Source organism: bacterium (assembly GCA_021371935.1).
Taxonomy (GTDB): domain Bacteria; phylum Armatimonadota; class UBA5829; order UBA5829; family UBA5829; genus UBA5829.
This window is the reverse complement of sequence record JAJFVF010000022.1, coordinates 50,125-67,046: the sequence shown is the minus strand read 5'-3', so window position 1 is coordinate 67,046 and position 16,922 is coordinate 50,125. Positions and strand designations below refer to the sequence as shown.

14 protein-coding genes and 1 tRNA gene are annotated in these 16,922 nt (G+C 51.0%); 6 read left to right on the top strand and 9 right to left on the bottom strand.

The features are described from left to right. Positions 1–187: 187 nt before the first annotated feature. Together LLG46_14820 and LLG46_14815 are read left to right on the top strand one after the other, a co-directional pair. Positions 188–2,659, top strand: a complete 2,472-nt coding sequence (locus tag LLG46_14820) for a hypothetical protein (protein MCE5324568.1) — start codon at positions 188–190, stop codon at positions 2,657–2,659. A gap of 10 nt (positions 2,660–2,669) precedes the next feature. Next, a complete protein-coding gene (locus LLG46_14815) occupies positions 2,670–3,653 on the top strand; it encodes an endonuclease/exonuclease/phosphatase family protein (protein MCE5324567.1) in 984 nt (327 codons plus the stop codon). A gap of 94 nt (positions 3,654–3,747) precedes the next feature. Here LLG46_14815 and LLG46_14810 read toward each other — a convergent pair whose 3' ends face one another. The 9 genes from LLG46_14810 to LLG46_14770 form a co-directional block, all read right to left on the bottom strand. After that, the gene (locus LLG46_14810) at positions 3,748–4,371 is read right to left on the bottom strand and encodes a 1-acyl-sn-glycerol-3-phosphate acyltransferase (protein MCE5324566.1); all 624 of its coding nucleotides are present in this window, start codon (positions 4,369–4,371) and stop codon (positions 3,748–3,750) included. Between the two features lie 306 nt (positions 4,372–4,677). Further along, positions 4,678–5,364 carry a (d)CMP kinase gene (gene cmk, locus LLG46_14805; protein MCE5324565.1) on the bottom strand — a complete coding sequence of 229 codons (687 nt, stop codon included), beginning with the start codon at positions 5,362–5,364 and terminating at the stop codon, positions 4,678–4,680. Then, the gene (locus LLG46_14800) at positions 5,361–6,254 is read right to left on the bottom strand and encodes a prephenate dehydrogenase (protein MCE5324564.1); all 894 of its coding nucleotides are present in this window, start codon (positions 6,252–6,254) and stop codon (positions 5,361–5,363) included. Before LLG46_14800 ends, cmk begins: the two co-directional genes overlap by 4 nt. Further along, a complete protein-coding gene (gene aroF / locus LLG46_14795) occupies positions 6,254–7,276 on the bottom strand; it encodes a 3-deoxy-7-phosphoheptulonate synthase (GenBank protein MCE5324563.1) in 1,023 nt (340 codons plus the stop codon). The genes LLG46_14800 and aroF overlap by 1 nt, the downstream gene beginning before the upstream one ends. Beyond that, the gene (gene hisC, locus LLG46_14790; GenBank protein MCE5324562.1) at positions 7,273–8,361 is read right to left on the bottom strand and encodes a histidinol-phosphate transaminase; all 1,089 of its coding nucleotides are present in this window, start codon (positions 8,359–8,361) and stop codon (positions 7,273–7,275) included. The genes aroF and hisC overlap by 4 nt, the downstream gene beginning before the upstream one ends. Positions 8,362–8,535: 174 nt before the next feature. Then, positions 8,536–8,626 (bottom strand) — tRNA-Ser (locus LLG46_14785). Between the two features lie 70 nt (positions 8,627–8,696). Then, positions 8,697–9,113, bottom strand: coding sequence for a nucleoside diphosphate kinase regulator (gene rnk / locus LLG46_14780; GenBank protein ID MCE5324561.1), 417 nt, complete (start codon positions 9,111–9,113; stop codon positions 8,697–8,699). A 17-nt stretch (positions 9,114–9,130) separates the two neighbouring features. Further along, entirely contained in the window at positions 9,131–9,559 is a 429-nt protein-coding gene (locus LLG46_14775) for an ankyrin repeat domain-containing protein (protein ID MCE5324560.1), read from the bottom strand. A gap of 247 nt (positions 9,560–9,806) precedes the next feature. Beyond that, positions 9,807–9,998 (bottom strand): hypothetical protein, encoded by a 192-nt coding sequence (locus tag LLG46_14770; protein ID MCE5324559.1) that lies wholly within the window; start codon positions 9,996–9,998, stop codon positions 9,807–9,809. 192 nt (positions 9,999–10,190) lie between these two features. Here LLG46_14770 and LLG46_14765 point away from each other — a divergent pair, with 192 nt between their 5' ends. From LLG46_14765 to LLG46_14750, 4 genes are all read left to right on the top strand, one after another. Next, the gene (locus LLG46_14765) at positions 10,191–10,694 is read left to right on the top strand and encodes an L-2-amino-thiazoline-4-carboxylic acid hydrolase (protein ID MCE5324558.1); all 504 of its coding nucleotides are present in this window, start codon (positions 10,191–10,193) and stop codon (positions 10,692–10,694) included. A 179-nt stretch (positions 10,695–10,873) separates the two neighbouring features. Then, positions 10,874–11,569 carry a GntR family transcriptional regulator gene (locus tag LLG46_14760; protein ID MCE5324557.1) on the top strand — a complete coding sequence of 232 codons (696 nt, stop codon included), beginning with the start codon at positions 10,874–10,876 and terminating at the stop codon, positions 11,567–11,569. 75 nt (positions 11,570–11,644) lie between these two features. Further along, positions 11,645–12,340 (top strand): lipoyl(octanoyl) transferase LipB, encoded by a 696-nt coding sequence (gene lipB, locus LLG46_14755; protein ID MCE5324556.1) that lies wholly within the window; start codon positions 11,645–11,647, stop codon positions 12,338–12,340. 56 nt (positions 12,341–12,396) lie between these two features. Then, positions 12,397–16,920 (top strand): translocation/assembly module TamB domain-containing protein, encoded by a 4,524-nt coding sequence (locus LLG46_14750; GenBank protein MCE5324555.1) that lies wholly within the window; start codon positions 12,397–12,399, stop codon positions 16,918–16,920. The last annotated feature ends 2 nt before the right edge of the window (positions 16,921–16,922 follow it).

Here is a 16,922-nt window from a genome sequence, read left to right as displayed (position 1 = left end):
TCTCGCCACCGAAACATAAAAACAAGAGATAACATAATGCATTTGTCATTCCGAGGAGGAACGACGAGGAATCTGCTTTGAACCTCCAACAGGAGAACGGGAACTCAACACCGTCTGTCTCGTCGTAAAAATAGTAACTTGCAACTCGCATTGGAACCCATCATTGAGTTATGTCGTCAGGAGAACCATGAGAAAACAACATACGGCACTCTTAACCACCCTCGTAATTGCCGCCATAATGTCGGCGGCGGCATTTCCTATTCCATCAGCGGCATATGGGATTAAGTACAAGACCTCCGGTACATACGTTGATTCAGCGGGCGGCCAGCATGTATGGGACATCAACGAAGCCCATACTCTTTTCTGGGACAATGATCCGTATATTCCAGTGGGAGGCATATTCACTTCCCGCTATATTTCGCCTGGCGCGACAGATGCGGACTATCAGGCAGATGTCAGTTCACTCGATGCAATAAAATCAGGTGGCATCACCGACATAATCCTGAAGGCGAACTGCCCTATAACCTCGGTCGATCCTGCCGCACTGCAGAAGATCATCGATTATCTTGACTCCAACGGTTTTCATTACGGGATAGAGATGGACGATGGTCCCAACGCTCCATTGAGCGGTTATCTTATTTCGCCCAATCGCTATAGACTGGAAGGCCCGGACAGCCGGCGCAGCATTGTCTGTTCCTGGCCGGATGTCGATTCTGCGATTTATCTGGTCATAAACAGACTAGACAACACGATAGTAAATCGCGGTGGTGCTGTTGTCGCAAACGGAAAAGTGACGATCAACCTGCGCGAGCCACTGCGCGCCGAGCAGGTGCTGATAGTCTACCCTCACAAGACATTCAAACAGAACGCTATGTACGATTTATGGGGCGGCTTCGGTGAATATCGCGACCGTGTGATTGCATTTTTCGGCAAGGTCAAATTTGGTCCCGGGCTTAGATTTTTCCTGGAACCTTTCACGACCAAGATGGACTTCACCGGTGATATGGTCAGTTTTCTACCCGATTCATCGGGATTCAGGCTTGGTCTGGAGGCATATCTGACCCGCAAATATCAACACGAAGGCGGTGTCAATTCGGGCTGGGGCATGAACGATAATCTGAACACGATTGAGGATGCCACCCGGCTGGTTCCAATGTGGGCATCGGGCCGCGGCATGCCGTATGCATATAACCCCGCGAGCGGTCTTCTATATTCAATTGATGTGACCACAACCGGGCTTTGGCGTGATATTGTAGACTACCGTGACACTTCCGCCCAGGAATATATGAACACGATCTCGGACTTAATACGCAAACACTGCGCCAACGTGCCGGTGATCTTCAAAAGCGACAAATTTCACCGCATATATGCCAATCCATACGGCATAGGCAGCTACGACGGTCTGAGCGCTCAGGTGCAGGGCACAGGTGAGAAGTCTGTTGGTGAGGTGATAGGACCGGTCTACTCGCTTGCGGAAGAGTCCGGCAAGACGACATGGTATATTGCAACTTCGACCCAGGTTACTGGTTCCAGCGAGAGCGCAATTTCGGGCACACTCGATCTGTTCCGTGAGATCGGCTGCAAGGGTTTCTTTGCCGGCAGTATGGACGAAGGCGTTATTCATGGACTCACGAGTTTCAAAGAGAAGCTGCGCCCATCCGGTTTTGCTGATTTCAAACCTGATGTGATCGGATATCCGGTCTCCATAACCACAGGCGCATACGTTAAGCGTCTCCTGCCGAACACATGGTGGCTGCCGACTCTGACGACGGGCAAGACCAGCTATATCGGCGACGGTCTCTTTGCCTATACAATGGCCGGTGAGGACAGGACATATATCTGGTCATCGATCGGCGATAAGAATGTAACGATCAAAATCCCTCCCACAGGAGTGCCGAGCGTGCTGTTTCCACCGGATGCTCGTGTTTCAGGAGGCAGAGGCACGTTTACGACCACTCTCAAAGACGTGCCGACTGTGTTGAAGGGCATAGACCTCAGTCTGGTATTTCCGGCAGAGACCGCACAGGCTGAGATCGACATACTCGCGGCACTCATTCCTGAGGCCGACAGATCCGGCTTCAGCGTGCAGAGGCCCAGGGATAGTCTCAGCCGCGCAAAGACACTCATGAAGAACAAGCAATATATGCAGGCCTATGGCATGGCTCAAGCCAGCCTGGGAGACCTGCTGGTCTTGATGGGTGCGGACATATGGCTCGAGGGTGAACTGGTTCGTGCCGAAAACTTTGACAATGTTATGCCAATTCAAGGTGCGAGCAACGCGCTGGCACTGGTCCTTGATACTTATGATGACCCACCGCTTGCTCCGTATTGCGCCACATTCACGATAGATGCAAAGACCAATTCCAGCTATGAGCTATATATCGCGGCAACACCTCCGTCCGATGCTTCACCGATGAGCTACACGGTCGATGACATTAACTGGATTCCGGTTACAGCCGTAGGCAGTAAGGTCGATAATTACGCACCTGGTTTAGGCTGGTATAAGATTGGTGCTGTAAACTTGTTCCCTGGTAAGCATATTCTCAGGCTTAGAGCGGACAGCAGAAGGGCTTCGGATAGTCGGTATTATTTTGCAATAGATGCGTTGGTGGCCACACCCAGAGGTTTCAAGCCAAACGGAGTTATCAAACCATACTGAGGATGACTTTGTGAAATCAAATATCAGGCAATGGTTTGCAGCAGCATCCGCATTACTGTGCATTGCAGTTTCGCTTTGCTACGGCTTGAAACCTGATATGTTTGCAGCAGTCACGTTTTTCCCGGCATGGGTCTGGCTCGTGCCGGGAATTATTATTACAGTTCCAGCATTTAAGGCAAAGCATAGAAGATGGCTATTTACAGTCTTTGGAATGTGGGCTGTCTTTGCGCTGGTCTTCAATGAAGAGCCTCGAAGTATTATTCGCAGGCCGGGCATTTCCAAGGCTCAATTACAATCAGATGTAAATCGTGGAAGAGCTGTCCGGGTAATCACACTCAATTGCTCTGGAGGAAACTCCAAGGCAGCAGCCGAGGTTAGGAAATACCGGCCAGATATTGTCCTGCTGCAGGAATCACCGAGTGAATCAGATATAAAGCGCCTGACGCGAGAACTCTTCGGCAGCCATGGTGGATATACATGCACAGCGGATGATTCTATACTTGCCCGTGGACATGTGCAGCCTCATACTCCTTCAAGTGACAACAGACTAATATGCGCCTCGGCGCATGTGAAGCTGTGCTCCGGCTTTGAGCTGGAGGCAATAAGTCTGCGACTAGTGCCGCCCGTGGTTCGTCTTGATCTGTGGTCACCGAACTGTTGGAATGAATATGCAGGTAATCGGCGCATACGGCGTGATCAGACAAAACAGATCGCGAATATTATTGCCGGCCTGCCTCGCCATCTGCCAATAATAGCTGGTGGTGATTTCAACGCTCCTGCTGGAGATGACATATTCGAGCATTTATGTCCCCGCATGCACGACACATTTGCTGAGCATGGAGTAGGGTGGGGCAACACGGTCCTAAATGATTTTCCGGTTCAAAGAGTGGATCAAATCTGGGCAGATAAGCGCTTTCACGCGGTGAGTGTGCGTGCATACAAGACGCATAATTCGGATCACAGGATGGTAGTTTGTGATCTGTTGCTGCATTAGGCCGAAAATAAAGCAAAAGCGGAAGTAATGTCAGCCAGTACCTCTCCTGGGGGAGATGGCTAGGGTGAGGGCGCAGCCTCAAATGAACAGAACGTTACTTAACGTCCCCGTACTTATTCAGCAGTTCGCCAATTGCTGCCATGATCCTCCTGCCGACTTTCTCGACAGCCTCTCGCCCACCTTTATCATATAGATCTTCGAGCGGGACAGGTTTACCGTAGACTACCTTCAATCGAGTAAACTTGGGGAAGATGGAGTGCGGCGGCAGCAGCTTGTTTGAGTTTATCAGCCCTACAGGGATTACGGGAACCTTCGCCCGCAGCACAATCATCCCGACACCTGCCTCAGCGGGCAGCAGAGTGCCGTCCAGGCTCCTCTGACCTTCGGGAAACATACCGACTACCTCGCCGGATTGCAGCAGTTCTATTGCTTTTTTGAGAGCCGCCCTGTCCGCTGTGCCCCGTTTGACCGGGAACGCTCCTACGGCTTTGATGAGCAGTCCAAGGATGGGTATTTGAAAAAGCTCCAGTTTGGCCATGAAATGCACAGGCCGCCCGTTGGCACGGGCACCTAGAGCAGGCGGGTCGATGTAGCTCACGTGGTTGCCGCACAGCATCACACCGCCGGTTTTGGGAATATTTTCACGGCCAATAACCTGCCAACGGCCAAATATTCTGCAGACCATCGCCGAAAGCGACGCGCCTATCCAATAAAGCATCTACATGTTTCCTTGATTGAATATTGAGTGTTTTATATTGATTATTGTAATGAAACCGTATCAACAAGCGGAATACCGTATCAATAACTGTCATTCTGAACGAATGTGAAGAATCTGCTTTGAGCCTAACCTATATCACAAAGAAACCAAAAAAGCTGGGAGGGCGAGGCTCCTGCCGAGCTTTGGTTTGGCGCTTGCAAAAAATGAACTGCTCCACAAAACATCAGAGCAAGCGCACCTAATCTTCTGTTGGCATCGGGGATGCCGTTTGGCCCTTTTCGGCGCAGTATAGTTGTTGCCGCGAATTTATTCACTCTTTGCTTTGGACACCTTCTCGTTATGGATATTGATGATGGCATCCGCCACCTGCTCGGCGGACATGCTATCAGTTTCAAGCAGCACTGCACCCGGAGCCATCTTCAATGGAGCATGCTCACGTGAACTGTCACGAAGGTCGCGCTCACGAATCTCAGCGGAAATCTGTTCGATATCTGCATCCATGCCCATCTCTTTCTGCTGCTCGACTCGACGCCTTGCGCGCTCTGTCACCGATGCGGTCAAAAAGACCTTAACCTCAGCGTTTGGGAAGACGATCGTGCCTATATCGCGCCCTTCCATCACTATGCCACCCTCGGCTCCCATATTTCTCTGAAGCTCGACAAGCCGCCTGCGAACGCCCTGGATCGCGCTCACGGGTGAGGAGAGACGAGTGGCTTCGGGTGTACGGATGTCGTTTGTCACATCCTCACCATCGGCGAACACATGCTGGATGCCGTCTATGATCTCGAACCTGATATCAGTTCGCTTTGCCAGTGCCGATATTTTCGCGGTGTCCGAGAGCGGAATACCCTCCCGTATCACCTTAAGCGCCACTGCTCTATACATTGCGCCCGTATCGATATATAAATATCCCAGTCTGTCGGCAACCGCGCGCGCGACAGTGCTTTTTCCCGCGCCCGCAGGTCCGTCTATGGCGATTATGGGTTTACTCATTTACAAATCCTTTGATATGTCGATCTGATCTTGCTCGCCTGCTCAAAGAAGCGTGAAATTGCCTCCTCGTCGCCGCTTTCCAGTGCGATCTTGAAGTCATCGAGCGATTGCATAAATTTCTCGATGGCATGAATGAGCGCATTGCTGTTGGTTGCGCAGATATCACGCCAAATCTCTGGAGGGCTGTCCGAAACGCGGGTGAGGTCTCTGAAACTGCCCGCTGCCAGCCTAAATACTTTTCCCGATTCGTGCTGCGATTGCTCGGCAATTTCGAGCAGGGCTGCGGAGATGACATGAGGCAAATGACTGATGATGGCGACGGCACGGTCATGTTCGTCGGGGTTCATTATCTCCACGTTCGAGCCGATCGAATCTGCCATGGCGGCCAGCTTGCCCAGTGCATCAAGGTTCGTGTTTTCGGTGGTGGTAAGTGCGTAGGTTGCTTCCTGAAACAGATCGGCTGATGCCGATTCCACTCCGGCTTGTTCCGAGCCGGCCATGGGATGGCCGCCCACAAAGAAAATTCCTTCGGGCAGCACGGCTTCCACTTCCTTGATAACCCGGCTCTTTGTGCTGCCGACATCGGTGACAATAGCGCCGGGTTTTATGCTTGAGGCCATACGTTTCAGACTGGGAGCTATCAGACAGACGGGTGTGCATATCACGATCAGATCGGCATCGGCGGCGCCATTATCGAGGTCCAGGCTGTAGTCATCTATCGCGCCGAGTATTTTCGCGCGCATCAGCTTCTGTTCAGTACGTCCGATGCCGATTACACGACCAGCCAGGTCATGTTTTTTCATGGCCATTCCGAGCGAACCACCAATCAGCCCGACTCCTACGATAGCCACGGTGTCGAATATGAAGTTGTCTTTGCCTGCCGTGGGCATCAGACGTATCTACCCACCGCGCGCGCTACAGCCGACATTTCCTTCATCATCGTATCGAAGTTGGCCGGAGTGAGCGACTGCGGACCATCCTTTAGGGCTTTTTCAGGATGCGGATGGACCTCGATCATAAGCCCATCCGCGCCTGCCGCAATTGCTGCCTTGGCGACCGGAGATACAAGGCTGAACTTACCGGTGCCATGGCTCGGATCAGCGATTATCGGCAGGTGAGTCAGCCCAAGCAGCGCCGGAATTGCGCTTACGTCGAAGGTATTTCGCGTAAATGTCTCGAATGTGCGTATTCCGCGCTCACAGAGAATAATTTCATCATTGCCGCTGCTGGCGATATATTCCGCCGCCTGGAGCCATTCCTCAATGGTCGAGGCCATTCCGCGCTTGAGCATTACAGGCTTCTTCACGTTGCCAAGTTCCTGCAGCAGAGAGTAGTTGGCCATATTCCGCGTGCCGATCTGGAGTATATCGGCGTATTTCGAGACCAGCTCGATATCGCGCGCATCCATCACTTCAGTGATAATGGGCATACCAGTAACTTCCCGCGCGGCAGCAAGCATTTTTAGAGCATCTTCACCAAGGCCATGGAAGCTGTATGGCGAAGTGCTGGGTTTGAACGCTCCGCCTCGCAGTATTGTCGCCCCGGCTGCTTTAACTGCTTTGGCCACTTCAAGTGTCTGCTCCTCGGTTTCTATCGAGCATGGCCCGGCCATAACGACTATCTTCTGCCCACCGATATCGACTCCACGCACCGAAATTATAGTCTTGTCCGGGTGAAAGTCCCTGCCGACGATCTTGTAGGGCTTGAGGATTGGGATCACACCCTCGACGTATGCAAGTGACGAAAGCTGCTCGGCGATCATCGGCTTGGCCTCGTCGTGCGCGCCGATGACACCTACGATAGTCTTTTCGACACCCTTGGAAAGGTGCACACCATAACCGCGGTCCTTCAGGTTACTGAGCAGTTCATCAAGATCGCTGTCGGTGGCAGTCGGCGATAGAATGATAATCACAGCACAAGCACCTCCTTGAACGTTTTGATGAACCGCTCGTTTTGCTCATCTGTTCCGGTGGTGACGCGGATATGTGTCGGGCAGCCGAATATGTCTCCCGTCCGCACGATAACTCCGCGTTTCATCAGTTCCTTAAAGACCATCTGGCAGTCTCTGCCCGTATCGATCCACAGGAAGTTGGCCTGCGTGGGCGTATATTCGATGCCCATTGCGTCGAGCTCGCGGTAGAAATACTCTTTTGCACGCTTATTGAGTTCTCTTGTGCGCCTGACCTGCTCAGTATCACCGATGCTGGCTATAGCAGCCGACTGAGCGATGCTGTTGACATTGAACGGCGCTCTAACTCGTTCGAGCATGTCGGTGATGTGTGCGGGCGCGATGCCGTAGCCGATACGCAGTCCGGCCAGGCCGTAAACCTTGGAGAATGTGCGCAGAGCAAGCACATTACGTCCTTCTTTGACCCATTGAACGGCACGGGTGTAGTTCGGATCGTCGACATATTCGTAATACGCCTCGTCCAGCAGCACGATGCAGCGCTCCGGCAGTGTATCCATCACCCGCTCTATCTCATCCGCAGGGACCAGGGTGCCTGTGGGATTGTTCGGGTTGGTAATCACAAAAATTTTGGTGTGCTCATTGACCATTTCGAGCATAGCGTCAAGGTTGTGCGTCCAGTCCTTGACGGCCACGCAATGTGCGTTGCAGTTCATTATGGTCGATGCAGCCTTATATTCACCGAATGTGGGGTCGGCCTGTATGATCTCATCGTTTTCTTCCAGGAATGCCGTGCCCAGGTAGAATATGACCTCATCTCCGCCTGCTCCAAAAAAGAGCATGTCCGTGTCCACTCCCAGGAACGGCGCAAGAGCCTGCCTGAGTTCATAACAGCTTCCATCCGGGTAGAGCGAGACATTTTCTGCACCGGCTTTAATCGCCTCGATTGCCTTGGGTGAAGGCCCGAATGGGTTTTCGTTGGAAGCCATTTTTATGACATCGTCTATTCCCAATTCACGCTTGACCTCTTCAATAGGCTTGCCGGGGACATATGGTGTGAGTTTAAGTATGCATTCTCTGCAGTAATTCATTAGAAGACCATCTCCTTGTTCACCACAAGGATAGCACAAACGCAGTCATTTGGTAAAGATGCCGCTTGGGTCATACTATGAGGTGGATAATGAGGTTCAGCCGAGGAATATGTGGTAATAAGTGTTCGCTCTAGATTTCCAACACCTGATCCCTAACACCCATCACCTGACTTGTGGCGGAGTGGCAGGGATTCGAACCCTGGAGGGAGTTGCCCCCCTACAGCATTTCCAGTGCTGCTCCTTCGGCCAACTCGGACACCACTCCACGCACACAAAATAATAGCATGATGGCGCTTGCATAGTCAAACAAAAAACGATTTGGGCTTTGTTCCAGATTACAAGTGGTAGTCTCCGGAAGCCTCTGGCTGATAGATTACTTCTTTCACCATAAGGTGTCTTTTGCCTCCCGGCACGGGCCATGTGAATGTGTCACCTGTCTTGTATCCAAGCATAGCGGTGCCTATTGGAGCAAGGACCGAGATACGGCATTCTGCTACATCCGCATCCGAAGGAAAAACCAGGGTATAGATTTCTTCTTCACCCGTTTCCATATCCGCTAGGTGAACGATGGAGTTCATAGTGACCACATCGGGTGGAATATCTTTTGGTGCCACTATTCGAGCGCGGGCAAGCTCATTTTTAAGTGAACTTATATTTTCAGGCTGAGGATGTTCAAGTCTGCCCGGGTTGTTTATAAGTGTTTGGAGACGTTGCAAGTCGTATTCGGTAACAAATATAGTGCGTTTATTCATTGCATACTCCTTTGTCGTCAGCCGTACATGCTCTGTCTTTGTACGAGCATAAGTAGTTCGGCCAGATGATGGTTTCCACAACTCAACGCTATGTCCATAGGCGTTTGGGAGTCTTTATTTTGTATGTCTACTTCCGCTCCACAGCTTATAAGCAGATCGGCAGTTTCCCATGCATTGTATCTGGCTGCCACATGCAGGGGTGTATCACCGATGCAGTTCCTTGAGTTTACATCTTCTCCGTATTGGATGAGGATCTGTGCTGCTTTCACACTGTTCGAGTATGCGGCAATATGAAGTCTGCCGTTATGTCGTGCCTTTCTAGGTCCCGAGTGTATAAAGACCTTGTCCAGCGTCTTATAAGCCTGCGAGGCGTGAAGTAGTCTGTTTATATTGGCAATATCATTGTTTAGTATGGCTATATCCAGCCTCTCACTCCATGAATACATCTTGGGATGCCTCCAAGCGATACTTCCTGTACGCACATCAGGCTGGCACTGCCTTTTGGGCAATGACCAGCCAAGAACTTCAACAGACTATTTGCTATATTGAGGCTATCATACCCTAGTAACATAGGTAAGTCAAGCCTGCATATAAGCCGTGCAAGATCGTTCCAGTCGTGCACGAACGCACCACGTTCGTCTATGGCGGATTGGCTGATAACTTATGCGAAAGCCGTATCAGCGGGGAAATTTCTTATCTACGTATCTCATATTCATCCACAGCAGTGGCTTTGGCTTCAGCTGCGCAGCAGGGGCATAGGATTTCCTCGCGTGTGCAGTCATCGCTGGTGATCTTGACGGGTTTACCACAGCGCTCACATCGCGGCATATCTTTCAAGCCGCCTCCGAGTTTCCTGTCGAATTTGTTTCTATAAACTCGCTCCACGATCTCCACCTCCAATTTTCGAGTGTAAATCGAGAACTGCCGTCAGTCCGATGCGCATCTATCAACATATGCATTACATGGCACATGTATACCCCACTTTCAGCAACTATTCAAGTGGTCTGGGCAGGATTCTTAAGAGTCTCTGTGTAAATTATTGCAGGTATATGGTTGCAATAGACAACGGGGTTGAACATGAAACAGTGTTTTTCCGATGCTCAAATAGCTGATTTTCTGCGCAGATCATACTTAGCTGTAGACGGTCTGTGGTTTCTGAATGTCGAGGAGCGCTTTTCTTCGGACGATGCGATGGACCTCGACGAGTCCGTATGGTCAGTGATGTACAAGATTCAGGCACGTAAGGCTAAGGAAATTCTTGACCTTGCTGGCGGCGACCTTGATGATCTTGCGAAAGCATTCCAGCTCAAGTTGACATCAGAGGGTTACGATTTCAATGTGGAGATGGGTGATAACGAACTGGTTTTCACAATCACCAAGTGTCCCTGGTATGAGGTCTTAAAAAGCAGTGGCAGGACGCATCTTTCGGAATCAATAGCGGATCGAATATGCGGCAACGAGTTTTCCGGCTGGACAAGTGAGCTTGCAAAAGGGGTCACATTTGAGATGTGCTCCGGTATGTGCAAAAATTTCGATACCGGCAGCGTGTGCCGATTGGTATTCAGATTACAAATGATGTAGCAGTATCGATTGACAACGCGAAGAAATTTGACAATAATAAAATAGGTCAACAAGCAGTGTGTTGAATATGCTTTCCAGTAGGTTATCGACTGGCATCAGTCATAGCACACCGCGCCTCAGCAGAAGATGTAAATGCCACAGAGCTGTTGGTACGGGCTTCTTATATGAGGAGGAATACATTGGCGAGAGAAAGTGGAACTGCGTCCGAGCACATATACAAAGAAATACGCAGTATGATCGAGCGCGGCGAACTCAAGCCTGGAATGAGGCTGATTCAGCGCGACCTCGCGAAGCGGCTCAGTACCAGCAATATACCGATTGTGGAAGCAATCCGACGGCTTGAACACGACGGTTTGGTGGTATCAAAGCCGAACTGCGGCGCACAGGTTGTGGACATGTCTTCGGTTGAGGAGATTGAGTCCATAATCATGATACGCTCTTCGCTTGAGCAGGTAGCTGTGCGTCTTTGTGCCGTTCGAGCTACTGATGAGCAGCGCGCCAAACTCAAGGAGTTGGCAGAGAAATATAAAACGAGCGCAACGGCAGGAGATCGAGACAAGGTTCGAGATATCGATGTCAGCATACACTCATTTATTGCAAAGTGTTCAGGTTCTCGCATACTTGCCCGTATGATTTCAAACTCACGCGTGATTACGAACACCATGTATAATGTGTACTGGCTGCCTCCGAGCAAGATAGTTCCAGATGTTCATGATGATCTAGTTGACGCAATTGTGTCCGGCAATGCCGATCTTTCTGCGCAGATTGCAAAGGCTCATATCGAAAGATCGCTATCAGTTTTACATCGTGTGGCTGAAGAGCGTGGTGTTCGAGCTCAGATGTTGGGCTTTCCTCCTGCTTCCGGTTCTGCTTGACCGTGTGCACTTGAGTAGGTATACTGAGTCAAGCCGCCAGGAACTTATAACGGAGGAGACTACGCAGTGCAAGATATGTCCACACCTGATATTCACGCCCAATCTTGCACAAAGGCTTGTCTGCTTCAAGATATCGGCCGCATATGTTACTCCGACGCCTTGAAGCTGCAAAACGATCTGCATGACCGCTGCGCAGTGGGCGATATACCAGGTGTTTTAATCCTTCTCGAACATGATCCGGTAATTACTTTAGGGGTCAAAAATTCCAGTCGCGGCAATGTGCTTGCAAGTCCCAAACTGCTGAAAGCGAATGGTGTGGAGCTAGTCGAGACCGACAGGGGAGGGGACGTAACATACCATGGACCGGGTCAGTTGGTTGGCTATCCCATAGTGCGACTGCGCGAACTCACCGGCGATGTCCACAGCTATCTTCGTCTGCTTGAACAGAGCATCATCGATACACTTGCCGAGTTCGGTCTTGAAGGCCACAGGAATGGTCCGGCGGGGGTATGGGTGGCGGACAAGAAGGTCTGTTCAATAGGCATTGCGGTGCGCAAGTGGGTCACATATCACGGTTTTGCCCTCAATGTGGACCCAAATCTCTCCCACTTTGCGCTTATAAACCCATGTGGACTTCACTCTGAACAGATTACCTCTATGGCAAAGCTTCTTGGGTATGTGCCTGAGATGCGCGATGTTCGCGATGTGTATGCGCGTGCATTTTCCAGGATATTCAACGTCGAACTCCAGGCCTGGTGTGGTCCGACATGACAAATCGCCGCCAAAAGCTAATTGTAACAACAATCGCTTGGTTGCCGGTATTGGTCATGTTATTTGCAAGCGTCGCATATGTAGTCGGCCAATATCGCAGAACGATAAGCAATGCCTCGATCATAATAGTCGATGAACTCGAAAGTCGGCTGGATCGCGAGGTTAAAATCAGCAGTGCCAGAGTTACTCCATTCGGCACGGTAGTTTTGGACGATGTTGCAATAGCTTCCGGCAAAAGACTTACAGATGGTTATATAGTCAGAGTCAAACAGATCAGAATCAAATACGATGTCAAGGCGATGCTGTCTGGTATGGGAGCGCAGAGTATCAAGAGCATTCTTGTCGTTGAGCCGAATGTCAATCTAGTCAGGCGGCGCGACGGCACTCTTAATATCCAGGACCTTTTGAAGCAGCCGCCCGGCCGGCCTGCCAGACCGTTCAAGGGCGTAGTAAGCGTCCGGGGCGGCAACCTCACATTCAGGGACTACCTCGCCAAGACAAGACCGCTGCCTGCAATGAACCGCATATATGATATGAACGGTTCACTGAGCGCGGCGAGTTATCCCGTCTATAAATTTCATGGGAAAGCTAGAGGTCCGGGCGGCAGATTCCAGTCGGCGGAGGTTATCGGCACATATGATACTCGTGCCAAGAAAATCAATCTGGACGTCAGCGCACGTGGTGTAAATGCGGCCTATTTAAGCAGGTATATCGGGCTGACCAAGAGCATTGACGTGCGCGGCGGTGTAATGAACGTAATTGCGGGCATTCGTCTAGCCAAATCTGCCGGTAAGACGAAAATGTCCCTGTCAGGTGTGGCGCGTATTTCCGATGCCAGTGCCCGGCTGTCGATGATGACCAAGCCGGTGACAGGTATCAACGGTATTGTTGTGCTGCGTGGGCAAAGTGCGATCATGAGTGTGACCGGCAGACTATCAGGCTCAGATGTGCGTGCAACCGGCACAATAAGCGGCTTCACAAAACCTCGACTGGATATATCCGTTTCATCAAACAATGCTGATTTTGCGACTCTTGTCGGTGCTTTCAAACTGCCGGACAGTGCCCGTGAGCTGCATGCAAGCGGACGCGGTCAACTAAAAGCCAGGATTACCGGCAAGACATCCTCTCCGATAATTGCAGTCAGGGCAAAAGTGCCAGGTGTGAATATTCGGGGTTACACGGCCAAAGATGTCGAAATCTCTGCGAGATATGCCGACCGGGCGATTGTGGTGTCACCCTTGACCTTCACCTGGCGAGACACGCGTTTTGCCGCAAGTGGCTCACTGTCGACCGCCGGCGACCAGCGAGTTGCTATCAGTGGGCGCGCGACGGGAGTAAACATAGCTGATCTGCCGCTTCCGTCCGCAGTGTCTGCAAAGGGCATTGCAAATGTTGGTTTCAGTATAAGTGGCACTCTAGTCGATCCGACAATCCGCGCGAATGTGAATGTGACGAGGGGCGAGTTTCGAGGAATTCCGGTTGAGCAAGCGCGCGCGCGTATAACGTATGCTTCCGGTCGTGTCGAAGTTGCGGCTCTTGAGGTGACGAGCAGGGCAGCGGCAGGATTGGTGACGGCCAAAGGAGCGGTAACTGCCAAGCGGGTAAATTTGTCGGTAACCGGCGAGTCAGTAAATCTGGCCACGGTCGGTCAATTGTTTGGTGTGAAGGATGTCACAGGCACGGGATATTTTACCGGCACGATCAGGGGGCCTCTCCACACGCCCACATTCTCGGGCATTTTCGAGGCATTTGATTTGGGGTATGGAAAATACAGAGCGGATTATACTCGCCTGGAGTTTTCGACCGATCTGAAGACCGCATCGATCACAAGCGGCATTGTCAGGCTGTTCCCGGCGGAGTTTAGGTTCAGCGGTAGTGCAGGCGGTTTGGGAACCGACCGTATAGCATTCAAGACATCCGGTCAGGTTGACAGGCTCACGATCGAGAAGCTGTCGGAAATCCTCGACCGCAAAATTGATTTCAGCGGCACTCTGGTGGGCAGTTTTGTTGCGTCGGGAGTTTACCTGACCAATCCGAAGCTGGGTCAAATACCTCTGCAGGATGCCTCTGCATCAGCACAGATTACGCTGGAGGATGGGTCGGCATTCGGATACCCTATAAACGAGGCATCGGCTCAGCTAAATCTGATCGGCAACAGGCTTGAGGTTAAAGAGGCAAAGCTCAGCAGCCAGGAGGCCAAAGCGAACTTGAACGGTTCGGTCATGTTGGATACCGGCGATGTGGATATGACATATGACATTTCCGATTTTGATCTAGCCAGGCTTCATAACGTGATCGGCCAGTATGTCGTTATTGGCGGAACTGCACATGCAGGCGGTTCAGTTACCGGGACTACCGCAAATCCGAAGATTTCGCTTGATGCGGCCATCGAAAACCTAATCATAAACTATTCCAAGTTCGACGTTGCGCAGGCAAAGGCCGAGTATTCAGACGGTCTTATCAAGACGGCCTCGGCACTGATAAAGAAGGGCAATCAATCAGTTTTGATTCAAGCAAATAGATATAATCTTAAGACAAACTGTCTGACGTCGGCAGGCGGGACAATTGAAAATGTGAGTGTTCCTGAGATGTGGAATATATTTCGTTCATCGCCATACTTGCGAACCGAGGGAGGTGCTCGGCTGCGAGAGTCGCTTACGCGTCTGCCGAAGTTAACGAGTGGCCTTATCAATGGCACATTTTCAGTAAGCGGCTGCATGACAAGCCCCGAAGGTGCGATCCATCTTGCAGGATCGGATATTGGTGTCGATATCACACGCATCGATACGGTTGTTCTAGATGCGAGCTTGTCAGGCGGCGCTGTGAATCTGAGTCAATTTAAAGCTATGTCGGGGTCAACGAGCCTGACGGCCACTGGCAGCTACGAGCTTGCAAACAGACAAATACAACTCGATGCATCCGCCGCCAACTTCGATCTCTCACGTCTGAGCCCATTGCTGGGAGCAAATACACCGGGCGGTATGATGGCTGCCTATTTTGAGATCAGCGGAGACATATCGTCGCCAAGTGTTACTGCTTCCGTGGAAGTTAAGCAGCCAAGTTTCAATGGTCTGACATTCGATAATTTGCGCACAAGCCGCATTGAGATTACATCCGACAAGATTGAGTCTGCCGATGTCATATTAGCATCCGGCAATCATCAGGTCATAGCTCACGGTTATCTGCCGTGGGATTGGTCGACTCTGACTATCCCGACAAACAAACCGATGGAGGTCACTGCACGACTAAACAAGCAGAACTTATCGATGTTGTCTTCATTCACAACTGCGATAGAGCCGAGCGCTACCGCTGGTTCGATTGAGGCCTCGCTAAATATAAGCGGTACGCCTGCTGCGCCTGTCTTGAATGGTTCTCTGGCTATCACAGACGGTGCCATCGCGCTTAAGAATTTCTCGAACCAGTTCAACAACATCAACATAAACATGGTATTTGACGGCAACAGGATAACGGTGGATCAGTTTTCGGTTGCGTCGAGTTTGGGCGGCACGCTCAGCATAGTCCCAGGCGGCTACATAGAGATGAGCGCGGACGGAAAAGCCGAGACCAATCTGCAAATTGCGGCAAGTGATTTCTCTGTTGCCGAGAAGAATGCTCTGGGTATGCAAGAAGACATCTCACTTCAATTCGATGCCGGTATATCAGTGACCGGGGATGTCAGTGCGCCGATGGTCACGAATGCGAACGTGGGCACTGTGGCAGGCGGCATAAACATACATGATTCTCATATTTCGTTTGTTGCGCCGAACGTTCCAGAGAGCAAGCCTATCAAGACTCCACCGATTAATCCGACATTCAATGTGGCAGTCAAGATTGGAGACAAGGTAGTGCTTGCGCCGCCGAACATGACGCTTACGATAACCGGTGACGGCCTCATCAATGGCAGCCTTGCAAGTCCTGTTGTCGTGTTTGATCCCATCAGGATTGAAGAGGGCACTCTTCGTTTGGCTGTTTCGCGTTTGACTGTTGAGCCTGACGGCACTCTATATGTGCGCTATGCACCTCCCGAGGAGCCGGTGGTGCGGGTCAATTTGAATGCGACGACTAACGTTACTGCAATGGATTCTTTCGGCAAGCGTCAGAGATATGAGATAACCGTAGCGGTCAGCGGCACGGTATCGAATCTGGATATCGAGCTTTCGTCCGATCCATCTGGTTTGAACAAGGAACAGATGCTGGCAGCTCTAGGGCATGTTTCAGGTATCTTTGCCACTGGTGAAAGCGGTCTGCAAAATGAGCTGGGCAATATTTTAACAGCCGTTGGCACGAGCACAATTTTTGCTCCGGTGGAGACTCTGTTTGTGGAGCAACTGGGCTTCGAGCAGTTTTCGCTGGAGTATTCTCTTGGCCAGCCTCTGGCTCTGTATGTGTCCAGGAAGCTAATCGGCAATATATACATTTCATATTATGGTTATCTAACGTCTGATTTTACGAGTCCGAATGACGTGGCATATCTACTGGGCTTAAGCTACAGGATGAATCCCAATTATCAGGCTTCGGTCTTTGTCGATGATCAGCAGAACGGTTCATTCCAGATTCAATATACAAGGGCGTTTTGGTAGGC

Coding starts and splice junctions, on each gene's coding strand:
- LLG46_14820 (MCE5324568.1), top strand. CDS start 188: ATGAGAAAACAACATACGGCACTCTTAACCACCCTCGTAATTGCCGCC.
- LLG46_14810 (MCE5324566.1), bottom strand. CDS start 4,371: ATGCTTTATTGGATAGGCGCGTCGCTTTCGGCGATGGTCTGCAGAATA.
- cmk (MCE5324565.1), bottom strand. CDS start 5,364: ATGAGTAAACCCATAATCGCCATAGACGGACCTGCGGGCGCGGGAAAA.
- LLG46_14800 (MCE5324564.1), bottom strand. CDS start 6,254: ATGCCCACGGCAGGCAAAGACAACTTCATATTCGACACCGTGGCTATC.
- hisC (MCE5324562.1), bottom strand. CDS start 8,361: ATGAATTACTGCAGAGAATGCATACTTAAACTCACACCATATGTCCCC.
- rnk (MCE5324561.1), bottom strand. CDS start 9,113: ATGAATAAACGCACTATATTTGTTACCGAATACGACTTGCAACGTCTC.
- LLG46_14775 (MCE5324560.1), bottom strand. CDS start 9,559: ATGTATTCATGGAGTGAGAGGCTGGATATAGCCATACTAAACAATGAT.
- LLG46_14765 (MCE5324558.1), top strand. CDS start 10,191: ATGAAACAGTGTTTTTCCGATGCTCAAATAGCTGATTTTCTGCGCAGA.
- lipB (MCE5324556.1), top strand. CDS start 11,645: ATGTCCACACCTGATATTCACGCCCAATCTTGCACAAAGGCTTGTCTG.
- LLG46_14750 (MCE5324555.1), top strand. CDS start 12,397: ATGTTATTTGCAAGCGTCGCATATGTAGTCGGCCAATATCGCAGAACG.